Source organism: Roseibium sp. RKSG952, from assembly GCF_009711355.1.
Window position 1 is genome coordinate 7134 of sequence record NZ_SMMF01000928.1, and the last position, 12627, is coordinate 19760.

The 12627-nt window shown below is 56.9% G+C and carries 13 protein-coding genes; 10 read left to right on the forward strand and 3 right to left on the reverse strand.

Annotated elements, in window-relative coordinates:
* On the forward strand, positions 1-1240 hold a 1240-nt coding region (locus E1297_RS23595), incomplete at its 5' end, for a DUF1963 domain-containing protein (protein WP_196223394.1).
* A 149-nt stretch (positions 1241-1389) separates the two neighbouring features.
* On the opposite strand, the gene E1297_RS23600 is transcribed toward E1297_RS23595, so the two are convergent.
* Together E1297_RS23600 and E1297_RS23605 are read right to left on the reverse strand one after the other, a co-directional pair.
* Positions 1390-2742, reverse strand: coding sequence for an aspartate aminotransferase family protein (locus tag E1297_RS23600; RefSeq protein WP_155142900.1), 1353 nt, complete (start codon positions 2740-2742; stop codon positions 1390-1392).
* A gap of 137 nt (positions 2743-2879) precedes the next feature.
* Positions 2880-3671, reverse strand: a complete 792-nt coding sequence (locus tag E1297_RS23605; RefSeq protein ID WP_155142902.1) for an IclR family transcriptional regulator — start codon at positions 3669-3671, stop codon at positions 2880-2882.
* 150 nt (positions 3672-3821) lie between these two features.
* On the opposite strand from E1297_RS23605, the gene E1297_RS23610 reads away from it, so the two are divergent.
* The 5 genes from E1297_RS23610 (at position 3822) to E1297_RS23630 (ending at position 9624) form a co-directional block, all read left to right on the forward strand.
* Complete coding sequence (locus E1297_RS23610) at positions 3822-4769, forward strand: tripartite tricarboxylate transporter substrate-binding protein (protein WP_155142905.1); 948 nt, start codon at positions 3822-3824, stop codon at positions 4767-4769.
* 71 nt (positions 4770-4840) lie between these two features.
* Positions 4841-5380, forward strand: a complete 540-nt coding sequence (locus E1297_RS23615) for a tripartite tricarboxylate transporter TctB family protein (RefSeq protein ID WP_155142907.1) — start codon at positions 4841-4843, stop codon at positions 5378-5380.
* Positions 5381-5387: 7 nt separating this feature from the next.
* Complete coding sequence (locus E1297_RS23620) at positions 5388-6911, forward strand: tripartite tricarboxylate transporter permease (RefSeq protein ID WP_155142909.1); 1524 nt, start codon at positions 5388-5390, stop codon at positions 6909-6911.
* The gene (locus tag E1297_RS23625; protein WP_155143006.1) at positions 6877-8361 is read left to right on the forward strand and encodes an aldehyde dehydrogenase; all 1485 of its coding nucleotides are present in this window, start codon (positions 6877-6879) and stop codon (positions 8359-8361) included. The genes E1297_RS23620 and E1297_RS23625 overlap by 35 nt, the downstream gene beginning before the upstream one ends.
* 24 nt (positions 8362-8385) lie before the next feature.
* On the forward strand, positions 8386-9624 hold the full coding sequence (locus E1297_RS23630; RefSeq protein WP_155142911.1) for a Tm-1-like ATP-binding domain-containing protein: 1239 nt from the start codon (positions 8386-8388) through the stop codon (positions 9622-9624).
* Between the two features lie 28 nt (positions 9625-9652).
* Here the strand turns inward: E1297_RS23630 and E1297_RS23635 are convergent, their stop codons facing one another.
* Entirely contained in the window at positions 9653-10372 is a 720-nt protein-coding gene (locus E1297_RS23635; protein ID WP_155142913.1) for a YafY family protein, read from the reverse strand.
* Positions 10373-10460: 88 nt separating this feature from the next.
* Here E1297_RS23635 and E1297_RS23640 point away from each other — a divergent pair, with 88 nt between their 5' ends.
* The 4 genes from E1297_RS23640 to E1297_RS23655 all read left to right on the forward strand — a co-directional run bounded on the left by E1297_RS23640 (position 10461) and on the right by E1297_RS23655 (position 12626).
* Positions 10461-10898 (forward strand): RidA family protein, encoded by a 438-nt coding sequence (locus E1297_RS23640; RefSeq protein ID WP_155142915.1) that lies wholly within the window; start codon positions 10461-10463, stop codon positions 10896-10898.
* 273 nt (positions 10899-11171) lie between these two features.
* A complete protein-coding gene (locus E1297_RS23645) occupies positions 11172-11606 on the forward strand; it encodes a hypothetical protein (RefSeq protein ID WP_155142917.1) in 435 nt (144 codons plus the stop codon).
* Positions 11603-12268 carry a MotA/TolQ/ExbB proton channel family protein gene (locus tag E1297_RS23650; protein ID WP_155142919.1) on the forward strand — a complete coding sequence of 222 codons (666 nt, stop codon included), beginning with the start codon at positions 11603-11605 and terminating at the stop codon, positions 12266-12268. Before E1297_RS23645 ends, E1297_RS23650 begins: the two co-directional genes overlap by 4 nt.
* Positions 12261-12626 carry a biopolymer transporter ExbD gene (locus E1297_RS23655; protein WP_209015958.1) on the forward strand — a complete coding sequence of 122 codons (366 nt, stop codon included), beginning with the start codon at positions 12261-12263 and terminating at the stop codon, positions 12624-12626. Before E1297_RS23650 ends, E1297_RS23655 begins: the two co-directional genes overlap by 8 nt.
* Position 12627: the final 1 nt, after the last annotated feature.

Below are 12627 nucleotides of genomic sequence, written 5' to 3' on the forward strand. Positions count from 1 at the left end.
TGCCCCCGAAGCATTGCAGATAGTTTCACCTCCCAAAAGTTTTCCGCGCGTCCCGTTGCTGATCGGTGCTGATGTCACCTTGGGCACGGAAATGCAGCATTCGGCTCATGCACCGGTGGCTGATACCAGCACCCAACCTCAAATCTCATCCGATAGCTTTCAGCTTTGGAAAGACTGGTGCGCGGGGCAAATGCCTGCTTCAGACTACGCGGCCAAATGCAACAATCTGAAGCTTGTACCGAACTGGTTGCCAAACACCGCGCTCGGTATGTCCGGCAGCAAAACGGACGGGGATGGAAAAGAAATCAAGTATGGCGACTTTGGCGCCAATTTTACCTGGTCCTGGATAATGGTGGAACGAATTGCCCTGACGCTTTGGGCGGAAACAGCCAGAGCGGTCGGGCGCGACGCAAAATCGGGTGTGAGCGTATCGGATTCCAACCTGCAGCAGGAAAGCTTGATGCGAAGGGTTGCATTCGCCCTGAAGCCCCCGCGTTCAGCGCCCACAAACCTAAAGAACCAAAGTCTGTTGGCCCGCCTCTTGTTCGCTATCAAAACGCCGCCGCCCGTGGAGCCAAAGCCGCAACAGCCTGTTCGCAAGCGAAGCTGGCATGAAGCTCCGATTGCGGATATTTTTGGGGGTGATGTCCCTGAAACCTGCCGTGCCTGGGTTGAAGAGGCTGCCGCCCACGAACCTGTATCCGAAGTGCCGGTGGAACGCGCGGCTGCCTTTCGTGAATTTCTGATCGGCTTGGATGCCCGGATACCGGAAGTGATCCGGGACAAGGTTGAAACTCCGCGCAAAGACAAGAACGGCGAGATAGTCGAAGGTGACCCGATCATTCGCAACGTCGCGCGCAGCACCCTCAGCAAAGATTATGATGATGGGCAAGCAGCGATCGTGCTGGGCTCAATGTTGCAGAGGGGGCTTTTCGGTGGGCTTGAAAGCGCGTGGCCTTATATCACGGTCAATGGAGTTCCGGCCGGCATGACAGACGACATGTTGGGGCGCATGGCCAATCGCGTTGGTTGCACACGTCACCGAATGTTCGGCGCCGGCTTGTCGATTCAAGACGCGCCTGAGCGGATGTCTGATAAAGTACTGTTGCTGGAAGTGGATACTGATGGCATGGCCAACATGATGTGGGGCGACAGCGGTGCGTTGCAGCTCTGGATCGACCCGCAGGCTTTGGCAGCAGGGCGGTTTGACACGGTCGAGGCAACGGCCGAGGGTTGTTAGCCAGCTTGCCATCAGCCACGCTCTTGTACTTGCTTAAGGCCATCGGTTTGACACGCCGATTGGTGGCGCTGGTATGGGGTTAAACACCAACAAGCCGGGCATCGATCTTGCCCAGCTTGTCGGCATTCATCGGAGTTGTTTTCCGCTGATCAGAGTGCCGCGAATCCTGCATCAATTGCCGACAAGATGTCCGACACATCCTGTTCCGAGATGATCAGTGGCGGCGATAGGATGATGTTGTTGCCCGATATCCGCAACATCACGTTGTTTTCGTATGCGACGTCAAAGATTCTGGCCATTGTGCCACCCGAGGCGGGTGTTTTTGCTGCCGGATCTGATACGGTTTCAACCGCGGCCATCAGGCCATGCCCACCGCGTACGTCACCTATTGCCTGATGCTTGGCTTTTAGCTCTTTGAGGCCGGCGAACAACTGGGCCCCGCGTGCGGCGGCGTTTGAAGCCACGTCGATGCGTTTGGTTTCTGCCAGACAAGCGATCGCAGCCGCGGCACCAACCGGGTGGCCGGAATAGGTGTAGCCATGACTGATGGCACCCATGCCCGAGGTGTCGCTTTCAAAGACTTCGGCCATCTTCTCTCCGATAAGCACGGCGCCAAACGGGAAGTACCCGTTCGTGACAGCCTTGGCGGTCGACATCATATCTGGTTGCACACCCCAAAGGCGGGCACCTGACCAAGCCCCTGTTCGGCCAAACGCGGTGATGACCTCGTCCGAGATCAGCAGAATACCGTGTTTGTCGCAGATCTCGCGAACCATGGGCATGAAGCTTTTATGCGGCGGGATTACACCGCCCGCACCAAGGATCGGTTCCATGATAAAGGCTGCAATCGTCGAAGGATCCTGAAACTTGATTTCATCTTCCAAAGTGGCGGCGCAGAGTTGAGCCAGTTTGGCAGGATCCGTCTCGTTGAAGGGGTTGCGGTAGGTATAGGGGGCAGGGATGTGGAAGCAGCCCGGCAGAAGCGGTTCATATGCGGTGCGGAATTTATTGTTACCATTGACCGACGCGCCGCCGGTATGGGTGCCGTGATACCCCTTTTTCAACGAGAGGTACTTGGTTCGGCCCGGCTCGCCGCGCAGCTTGTGATATTGGCGTGCCAGACGCAGGGCGCTTTCAACAGAATCCGATCCGCCCGATGTGAAAAACACCCGCTTGATGCCTTCGGGTTGAAAGAAATCACACAGTTCATAGGCCAGCTCGATCGAAGCATCGTTGGTGGTGCCACGGAATGTCGAATAATAGGGCAGGGTATCCAACTGGGTGGCTATGGCTTGCTTCACAACGTCGTTGGAATAGCCAAGATTGACGTTCCATAGGCCACCGACTGCGTCGAGCGATTCATGTCCGTCGATATCCGTGATGCGCACGCCTGACGCGCCAGTGATGATTTTGGGAGGATTCTTCTGGGCCTCCGCGGGATGGGTCATGGGCTGCCAGAACTGGCGGGCGTTGTGTTCTTTGATAAAGTTCTCGGTTTTCATGCTCAGATGTCCTTGCTCAGAACAGGGTAGTCTTAGGTGATCTTGGCCACGGGCAGCGGTCGCGGCGCCGGAGCGTATTAGTTTTGTCCCGCCGACCTGATCGCCTTTCCCGTCATCGGAAAGGCGCTTCAAGCATTTCAGGTCGGGTCGTTCAGTTTCCAGATCTCCTCCAGGGTAGGGGGAACCTGGCCTCCGCAGGCCGATGAGATCGCGCGTGCGGCAGGTTTCAGGTTTTCGCGAATCTGAAATTTCAGTTCGGTATCCAGTCGTGATTTGGGGCAGGCGACCGAAACCGCTCCGATGCAGTCATTGTTCGGGTCAAAAATCGGAGCGGCCATGCTGCAGACATCAGATTCATACTCACCATCTGACAGGCCGAACCCGATGCGTCGGGCGTCGTCCACCTTGCTTCGGATCAGGGCGGGATCGGTCACCGTGTTCTGCGTGATCGATTGAAGAGGCGCAGACAATACGCGGTCAATCAGACCGGGGTCGGCAAAAGCCATGATCGCACATCCCGAAGCCGTAGCGTGCAGGGGCAGGATATCAGCGGTTTCAATCTCGACCCGGGTGCCGTGGTGGCGCGACTGGCAGAATTCGGCGACGATCAACCCGGTGCCGTTCAGCAGCGTAACGTGAGCCGTTTCGCGGACAGCTGACACCAGCTGCGCCAATGGCTCGGCGACTGCATCTTTTATGGGAACCGTAGCCTCACGCACGTTGGCAAGGCGGATAACGGTCGGGCCTAGCCTGTACCGTTTTGTGTGTCGATTCTGTTCGACAAAACCCAGTTCGGCGAGTTCGTTCAGGGATCGATAGACCGAGGCTTTGTCGCGTTTGGACAGGCGGGCGAGCGAAGACAGCCCGATCTCGGGCTGCGCGGCCGAGAAATGATCCAGCAACTTGAGTGATTTGGTCGTCGTTCCCATGCCTTGTACCGGCCTCCCTTGCTGACTGAATGCGCGATCTCTTGGTCATTACTTGACATAAATTAATTACTATGACAACTATTAATAAGAATAAGCGGTTCATTATTGTAACCGATAATGGGTACTCGATACCATCAACGGGAGGAACTTATGAATAAACTCGCTCAAAAAGTGGCGCTGGCCGTCGTGGGCGCATCGGCCCTGATCGCAGGGCCTGTCGCGGCTGAATATCCTGAAAAGCCAGTGTCGTTTGTTGTGCCGTGGCCGCCGGGTGATCTTGAGGATGTACTGACCCGCCTGATCGCTGAGGAGTTTCAGGAAACCTATGGTGTTCCGGCAGCCGTGGTGAATAAGCCCGGCGGTGGCGGCGGCCCCTTCCCGGGTGCCGTTTCGGTGGCGACCGCGCCAGCGGACGGGTACACCGTGGGTTCCTTCGTGATCGGTGTTCCGGTCATCGGGCCGGATATCGGCATTCCCGAACTCAACCCGAACCCGTTTGATCCGCTGGGTATTTTTCTGACCTATCCGTTCGTGATCGCGGCATCCAAAAACGACAACTATTCCAGCATGGAAGAGCTGGCGGCCTATGCCAAGGACAACGACGTAACGCTGGGCCACTTCGGTTCCTTCCTGCCGCCTACCAAAGTGACCTTTGCGCTGGCCAAGAATATGGGCTTTGATTTCGCGGCTGAAACGGCGTTCGATAACGTTGACTGTAACGTTCTGGCGTCGGGCGATGTAGACGTGATCAACACGACCATTCAGCAGATCAGTGCATGCCGGGACGATGTAGTGATCCTCGCATCGATTGGTGGTGCGCGCACCAGCCAAACGCCGGATGTCCCCACCGTTTCCGAAATCGATCCGTCGCTGCAGCTGGCGCTTTGGAACGGGTTGTTCGTTCACAAGGATACGCCTGCAGATGTACGTGAAAAGATCATCGCGGTGGCGCAAAAGGCGCTGCAGTCGGATGAGGCCAGCGAACTGGCCGAACGGACTGGTGCGCTGATCTACTGGCAGGATGCCGAAGCGTCCAACGCCCAGATCCAGAGCGACAGAGACTCGTTCGCTGCCATTGAAAAGCTTCTGGGCGAGTAACCTGGTCAAGGAAAAGCGGGCGCCGGGATAATCCGGCGCCCAATTTACATCTTCGGCGCGCGAGAAGGTACATGGTCAGGACAAAGACGCTTCAACAGTTGTTTCAGCGATACCGCAAACCGGGGGATCTGGTTTTCGCAATATTCTTTCTGGTGTTCTCGGTGGCGTTGCTGACGCAGCTGGGTGACCAGACCAAATGGGTGGCGCGCAAGTCGCTGTTTGTGCAGCCCCGGTTCTGGCCCGCAGTCGCGGTTGGCGGCATGGTCCTCTTTGGTACTTTGCACCTTATTGGATCGCTGTGGTCTCCGCGTATTTACGGTCGTCTGAAGGAAATGTGGTTCTGGGCCCGGTCACTCGAATACGTGGCGTGGTTCCTGATCTACGTTTATCTCGTACCAATCACCGGCTATCTGCCGACCACACTGGTGTTTTCGGTGCTGCTGGCTCTGCGTGTTGGGTATCGCGACAGCAAGATGCTGTTGGCGGCGGCCGGGTCCGGTCTGTTCATCGTCATCCTTTTTAGGGGCCTGCTTCAGGTGAAGATCCCCGGCGGTGCCATCTACGAGCACCTCCCCGATGGCATACGTGCCTTCATGCTGACCTATATGTGAGGCCGACATGGACATCTTTCTCTCAAGCCTCGAGATTCTGGCCCGTTGGGATGTGATCGTTGCGCTGATGATCGGCTCCTTCGGCGGTGTCATAATTGGTTCGATCCCCGGCGTTGGTCCTGCGGTGGCCATTGCGATCCTGTTACCTGCTACGTTTTCACTCGACCCGATTGTGGGTCTAATCATTCTGTTGGGTATATATGGCTCCTCGGCCTTTGGGGGCGCGATCCCAGCCATTCTGGTTAATACTCCAGGAACGGCGGTGAATGCCCTGACCACCTATGACGGTTATCCTATGACCAAGGCGGGGGACGGACGACGGGCCTTGTCACTGGCCTACTTCTCGTCCTTCTTCGGCGGCATCTTCTCGGTCGTTGTGCTGATCCTGATGGCGCCGCTGCTTGCCAAGGTCGCCCCACATTTCGGCAGTCGAGAGATCTTTCTGGCGGCGCTTCTAGGTATCATTCTTGTCGTGCTGGCCCACAGAGGGCAGATCATGGCTGCCGGCATGATGGCCTGTTTCGGCATTCTTCTGGCGACCATCGGTCTTGAGCCTGTGAACTACTCTCAGCGCTTTACCTTTGGGCAGAGCTGGCTGAGTTCAGGCATGAATGTGATCGTTGTAGTTCTGGGACTATTTGCTCTCAGCCAGGCGTTCCTGTTGTTGCTTGAACGTGACCATGCACCTGATGCCGCCAAGGTTGAGGGGAATCTGTTTGGCGGTGTGAAAGAGCTCTTGGGTCACAAACGTGTGGCCTCTGTCTCGGCCAGCTTTGGGGTGCTGATGGGCATGATCCCCGGCGTGGGCGAATTCACCGCTCAGTTCCTATCCTATACCTACGCGCAGAAAACCTCGAAAAAGCCCCAGCTGTTTGGAAAAGGCTCTCCGGAAGGTCTGGTAGCCTCGGAAACCGCCAACAACGCCGTACCTGCCGCTGCGATGATCCCGCTACTGGCACTGGGTATTCCCGGCGAGGCGCTGACGGCGATGATGTTGTCGGTGTTCTATGTGCACAATGTTCTACCGGGTCCGCAGCTATTCGAGCAGCAGATGGACTTTGTTGTCGCGATCTATATCGCACTTCTGGTGCTGAACGTACTGGTGCTGGGCTTCTTGATGGTGTCGACCAACAAGCTGCTCAAGGTGGTGCAGATCCCGACACGGTTCCTGGGCGTGTTGATCCTGACGCTTAGCTTTGTCGGCGTGTACTCCCTGCGTAACTCGTTCACCGACTGTGTGATTGCCTCGGCGTTTGGGGTTTTGGGCCTGATCCTCAAGCGTCTGAACCTGCCGATTGTGCCGATCATTCTGGGTATGGTTCTGGGTGGCATCATGGAGACCAAGCTGCGTACCGCGATGCCACGGCTGAAAACGCCACTCGACATGATCGACCGGCCGATCTCATTCATCATCTTCAGCATCATCGTGGCCGTCTTGATTATCCACGTCCGGGTGCTGGTTATCGAACACCGCAAAAGGAACCAGTCTGATGGCGATGACGCAGACCGACTTGAACGCACTACGCGCTGAGGTCATCCCCCCCAAAGGCCATTTCATCGACGGCCAGATGACGGATGCCACAAGCGGCGCTCGCCTTGATGTCATCTCGCCCATCGATGGGCAGGTGATTACAACGCTGGCCGCCGGTGGTGCGGAGGATGTCAATCGTGCAGTCACTGCCGCCCGCCGCGCTTTCGACAGGCGCGTCTGGGCTGGCCAGCCACCTGCTGCCCGGAAAAAGGTGCTGCTGCGTCTGGCCGAACTGATCGAACGCGAAGCGTTGGCGCTTGCTGTACAGGGTGTGCGTGACAATGGCACCGAGATCGGCATGGCCTTCAAGGCGGAGAGCGGCTCGGCCGCAGGAACCTTCCGCTATTATGCCGAGGCTATCGATAAGGTTTATGGCGAGGTCGCACCAACGGCAGAGAATGTTCTGGGTCTTGTCTATCACGAACCGGTGGGCGTTGTAGGCGCAATCCTGCCGTGGAACTTTCCTTTGATGATCGGCGCTTGGAAGATCGCGCCAGCGCTGGCAACCGGTAACTCGATTGTTGTGAAACCCGCAGAAAGCGCCTCGCTGTCGATACTGAGACTGGCGGAACTGGCCGTCGAGGCTGGCGTCCCCGAAGGTGTGTTCAACGTCGTGACTGGCAAAGGTTCGGTGGTTGGCGAAGCCATTGGCCTGTCGATGGAAGTGGATGTTCTGGTCTTTACCGGATCGGGCGGCGTGGGTCGCCGTCTGTTGGAGTATTCGGCCCGTTCGAACCTTAAGCGGTGCTACTTGGAACTGGGAGGAAAATCCCCCAACATCGTGTTTGCCGACGTCAAAGATCTGGATCATGCAGCCAAGGTGTCGGCGAACGGTATCTTCCGCAACTCGGGGCAGGTGTGCGTAGCCGGGTCACGGCTGGTGGTTGAGCGTTCGATCCATGATCAATTCGTCGATGCGCTGATCCGTCATGCGCGTAAGCTGACAGTTGGTGATCCGTTAGATCTGTCATCGGATGTGGGCGCAGTACACTCCAAGGTGCAGCTGGAGCAGGATCTTGGATTCGTTGATAAGGCACTGGCCGAGGGCGCTGATCTGGCGCTTGGCGGCAAACGCATTCTCGAAGAGACTGGCGGGTTTTATATGGAACCGACGGTGATGACGAATGTCGGCCGCAACGACACCCTGAACCAGCAAGAAGTATTCGGCCCCGTGCTGGCGGTGACCCCGTTTGATACCGAGGAACAGGCCTCCGATCTGGCGAACTCCACTGTCTACGGATTGGCGTCGGGGCTCTGGACCGCAGACCTGAGCCGGGCGCATCGCATGATCCGGTCCATTCGCGCTGGTGTTGTGCATGTGAATACCTATGGCGGCTCGGATGGCACGGTACCTCTGGGTGGTGTGAGGCAGTCCGGCAATGGTCACGACAAGAGCCTTCACGCATTGCATAAATACGTCGATCTGAAATCGGCCTGGATACAGCTCTGACAAAGATCGGGCAGGGAGGAACACATGAGCGACAAGACAATCCTGATCGTCGGGACATATGACACCAAGGATGATGAACTGAACTATCTTGCAGATTGCATCCTGGGGCAGGGCGGGCAGGTTTTGTCAATGGATGTGAGCGTGTTGGGTGATCCGTCTGCGCCCACCGACTATTCCAAACATGATGTCGCCGAAGAAGGTGGATCATCGATTGCCGAAGCAATTGCTTCGGGTGACGAAAACACTGCAATGCAGATCATGGCGCGCGGATGTGCTGCATTGGTTGCGCGTCTGTATGATGAGGGGCGGTTTCACGGGATCATCATACTGGGTGGCTCCATGGGTACCGACCTTGCGCTTGATGCTACTGCAGCGCTGCCGTTGGGAGTGCCGAAATTCATCGTCTCCACCGTCTCGTTCTCTCCGTTGATGCCACCCGCACGTTTGGCGGCTGACGTGCAAATGATCCTGTGGGCCGGGGGGCTCTACGGGTTGAACTCGGTGTGTAAATCTTCGCTGTCTCAAGCGGCTGGTGCGGTGTTGGGTGCCGCGCGAGCTGTAGAAAGACCGCAAAGTGACAAACCGCTTATCGGTATGACATCGCTGGGCAAATCTGCCTTAAAATACATGGTGCCACTGAAGCCTGCTCTTGAGGCGCGGGGTTTCGAAGTAGCGGTGTTTCATGCCACAGGCATGGGCGGTCGCGCGTTTGAGAGCCTTGCAGCGCAAGGTGCATTCGCCTGTGTGATGGATTTCTGTACGCAGGAACTGGGCAATCATATCCACGGATCCCGTATTTCAGCCGGGGCGGATCGTTTGACGAATGCGGGACTGGCAGGAACCCCGCAGATCGTGGCGCCCGGCTGTTATGATCTGGTTGATATCGTCGGCTGGGACGATCTGCCCGATAAATGGGTCAATCACCCACGTCACGATCACAACCGGCTGATCCGATCGATCGTTCTGAACAACGAAGAACGCCGTGCCGTGGCGCAGGCGCATTCCGAGCAGATGGTGAAATCACAGGCACCAACGACTCTGATTATGCCTTTGGGTGGATGCGGTGAGTGGGACCGCCCCGGTGAAGATCTGAATGATCCCGAAGGTCTGGAGGTGTTCATGCAAGAGCTTCGGAAGACCTGCCCGGAAAATGTCTCAAGGGTCGAGCTGGATTGTCACATCAATGATGCGGCATTTGCTGAACAGGCACTGGCAATTTTTGATCAATGGATTGCTGATGGGGTCGTGCGCACTTCCCCGTGAGCAGGATTGCCCTACCGGACGCGCGCGGTCAGCGGTTAATATCGTTGAAAGGGCAGACATCATTTTCGAATGGTACGTGCCGTCGGCGAAATGACTGCTCTTCATTGACTATGGGTTCGCTGATGCGGTCCATACGAAAATGGCGGAAGTCGTTTCGGGCAGGATCCCATGCCACGAGGTACCACAAAGGTGGCAGGATCAACATCGCCTGCGGTTCCACCTCGCGGTGTGAAATCATGCCTTTGGCGTCACGATAGCTAAATCGCAAATGACGCCGTTGCAGGAACGCTGTCTCAAACGCGGGCAGCAGTGCAGGATCGATCGAACCCAGATCCCCGATGTCCTGTTTGGGGGATAGCTGTCCGACATGCAGGCAATCCAGAATACTGCGTAGATCCTTCACCTTATCAGCAGGCAGGGCCTTTTCGATTTTTGCTAGCCCGGCATCGGCGAGGTCGGAAAAGGGTAAGGTGCGCGCCGCTCGCATTGCCGCGACGCTGATGAGAAGTGCGAAGACTTCGGTCACTGACAGGCGTGCCGTGGTCTGAACGGATTGCGGGTCAAGCTGCAGGCCACCGCCCCGGCCGCATTCGGAATGGATAACAAACCCCTGATCCCGGAGAGAACTGATATCGCGCAGAACCGTGCGTCTGGATGCGCCGACCGCGTTGGTCAGCTCGTCTACAGTCGACGTTCCGTGACGCCGCAGGGTGCGAACAATCTCTTCTTGGCGGGACCGAATATCCATTTTCAGCAATCCAGATATATGGTGACAGATTGTGACACCGTTACTTTTTATATGCGAGGTCATCGATTACTCAGCAAGGAGAAAGAGCATGACACATCAGGATCGGATTACAGCCAAAACATCAGAGCACACGCCGGTCATCGTCAATCCATCGCATCTTCATGATCCGACGCCCAACGGCTACAGCACTGCGGTGATCACCCCGATTTCCGGTCGTTTGGCTTTTATCTCGGGGCAGGGCGGGCAGGACGAAACCGGTGCGCTGTCTCCGGATTTCGATGTTCAGGTCGCGCAGGCCTATACCAACCTAAAGGCGGTGATTGAAGCACTCGGTTCGGACGTCTCCCGGGTGGTTAAGCTTTCGGTGTATGTGGTTGACCATGACATGTCGAAGTTGGCGACGCTGACCAAGCATGTCGTGGGGATGTTTGGAGACACGCTTCCCGCACAGACGCTGGTCCCGGTGCCGAAACTCGCGATTGATCCCATGTTGTTCGAGGTCGAGGCCGTTGTCGCCTTGGACTGATTGCACGATGGCGGCTTGTGGGGTGTCCTTGGTGACGCCCCATAGTTTGCACAAATTGAAAGACGCCCTAGATATCACGCAATGTATTGTAATCACTAAGATGTAGAGGCCAATCGGGTGCGGGCGGGTCGATCAGGCAAGAAATTGCGCAATCATCAAATCACAATGCCTATAGCGGCCCTTTTACCAACCAGCTGTCTCCGATATGAGGGAACAAGCGCCTGCGGAGCATCGCCGGCCTTCAAATTTCGCGTAAGCAATTGGGAGCCAGTAATGTTGTTTCGTCGCTTCGCTTTTGCGGCACTGATCGCCACTGCGACCCCGGCCGTAGCCTTGGCGCAATCCGCAGAACCGCCTTCGCCTGATCTTTCGGTCGAGCTAAACACGGTTGAGGATATCGATGCGGGTTGCCTTTTGACGTTTCTGGTTTCGAACCAGACCGGAGTGCCGATTGAAAGCGCAGTTTATGAGCTTGTGGTCTTCGATGCCTCGGGCAGTGTCCTGCGGTTAACGGTTAACGATATGGGTGAGCTGCCAGCCGACCGTCATCGCGTACGCCGTTTTGTGCAGCCGGATACCACCTGCGATAATTTGGGCCGCGTGCTGATCAATGGTACGAATGCATGCACAGTCGATGGCGCAGAAAGCGAAATTTGCAGTGATGCGCTGTCGCTGAGCAGCCGGGTAGATGTGGAGCTCTTCAGATGAACCCACTTGTTTCACTTCGGGAGATCCTTGCGCTGGGCGGGCCGGTCGTTGCAATTCTGATCGTTATGTCAGTGCTGACACTTGCAGTCGCTATCTACAAGCTCTGGCAGTTTGCGGCCTGTGGTGTCGGTCGGCACCGCGTGCTTTCCGATGCACTGGCAGCCTGGGATGCGGGTGACCGAGGCGCGGCGCGTGCACGCCTTGAACAAAGCAGCAGCTATCTTGCTCCCATCGTGGGGGCAGCGATGGATGCGTATGATAAGCCCGGCATTGATGATCGGTTGGATGCCGAGGCAGGACTGGCGCTTGCGGGGCTAGAACGCGGTTTTCGTCTGCTCGACACCATTGCGCAGCTTGCACCACTGCTTGGTTTGTTCGGCACGGTTATCGGGATGATCAATGCATTCCAGAGCCTTCAGTCAGCGGGCTCTTCGGTTGATCCATCCCTGTTGGCAGGCGGTATCTGGGTTGCTCTGGTTACCACTGCTGTGGGGCTTGCGGTCGCCATGCCGACCTCCATGGTTCTGTCTTGGTTCGAAAGCCGAACGGCGCGCGAAAGGGTGTTCGCCGACAAGGCACTGCGCACAATTCTGGTGCCAGGCCAGTCACTCAACAAAGCGGCGGGCGCTGAAGGCCACTCAGCCGCGCCTGAGCATGCGTAACAAAGCGCCCTTTGTCCGGCGTCCGATGTCGATGACACCTCTCATCGACGTGATCTTTTTGCTTTTGCTCTTCTTCATGCTGTCGTCGACGTTTTCAAAGTTCGGTGAAATCGAGCTGGGCAGCGCAACATCCGGGGCCGCGTCATCTGACACACCTGCTGAGCGTGCCTTTGTGCAACTGGGCGCGGATCGACTGATGCTGAACGGCACCCCAATAACGCTGGAGGAGTTAGAGGCGCAGGTCGAGACTGGTCAGGTTATTGTCAGCCTCGACGAGGGGACATCGGCACAGCGATTGGTGGATCTTTTGGTTCGGTTGCGCGGGCGCGACGGGCTGACTGTCACGGTGCTGGAGTGAG

Excerpts from the sequence above, each read along its gene's own strand:
- E1297_RS23600 (WP_155142900.1), bottom strand. The coding sequence starts at position 2,742 with ATGAAAACCGAGAACTTTATCAAAGAACACAACGCCCGCCAGTTCTGG.
- E1297_RS23605 (WP_155142902.1), bottom strand. The coding sequence starts at position 3,671 with ATGGGAACGACGACCAAATCACTCAAGTTGCTGGATCATTTCTCGGCC.
- E1297_RS23610 (WP_155142905.1), top strand. The coding sequence starts at position 3,822 with ATGAATAAACTCGCTCAAAAAGTGGCGCTGGCCGTCGTGGGCGCATCG.
- E1297_RS23615 (WP_155142907.1), top strand. The coding sequence starts at position 4,841 with ATGGTCAGGACAAAGACGCTTCAACAGTTGTTTCAGCGATACCGCAAA.
- E1297_RS23620 (WP_155142909.1), top strand. The coding sequence starts at position 5,388 with ATGGACATCTTTCTCTCAAGCCTCGAGATTCTGGCCCGTTGGGATGTG.
- E1297_RS23625 (WP_155143006.1), top strand. The coding sequence starts at position 6,877 with ATGACGCAGACCGACTTGAACGCACTACGCGCTGAGGTCATCCCCCCC.
- E1297_RS23630 (WP_155142911.1), top strand. The coding sequence starts at position 8,386 with ATGAGCGACAAGACAATCCTGATCGTCGGGACATATGACACCAAGGAT.
- E1297_RS23635 (WP_155142913.1), bottom strand. The coding sequence starts at position 10,372 with ATGGATATTCGGTCCCGCCAAGAAGAGATTGTTCGCACCCTGCGGCGT.
- E1297_RS23640 (WP_155142915.1), top strand. The coding sequence starts at position 10,461 with ATGACACATCAGGATCGGATTACAGCCAAAACATCAGAGCACACGCCG.
- E1297_RS23645 (WP_155142917.1), top strand. The coding sequence starts at position 11,172 with ATGTTGTTTCGTCGCTTCGCTTTTGCGGCACTGATCGCCACTGCGACC.
- E1297_RS23650 (WP_155142919.1), top strand. The coding sequence starts at position 11,603 with ATGAACCCACTTGTTTCACTTCGGGAGATCCTTGCGCTGGGCGGGCCG.
- E1297_RS23655 (WP_209015958.1), top strand. The coding sequence starts at position 12,261 with ATGCGTAACAAAGCGCCCTTTGTCCGGCGTCCGATGTCGATGACACCT.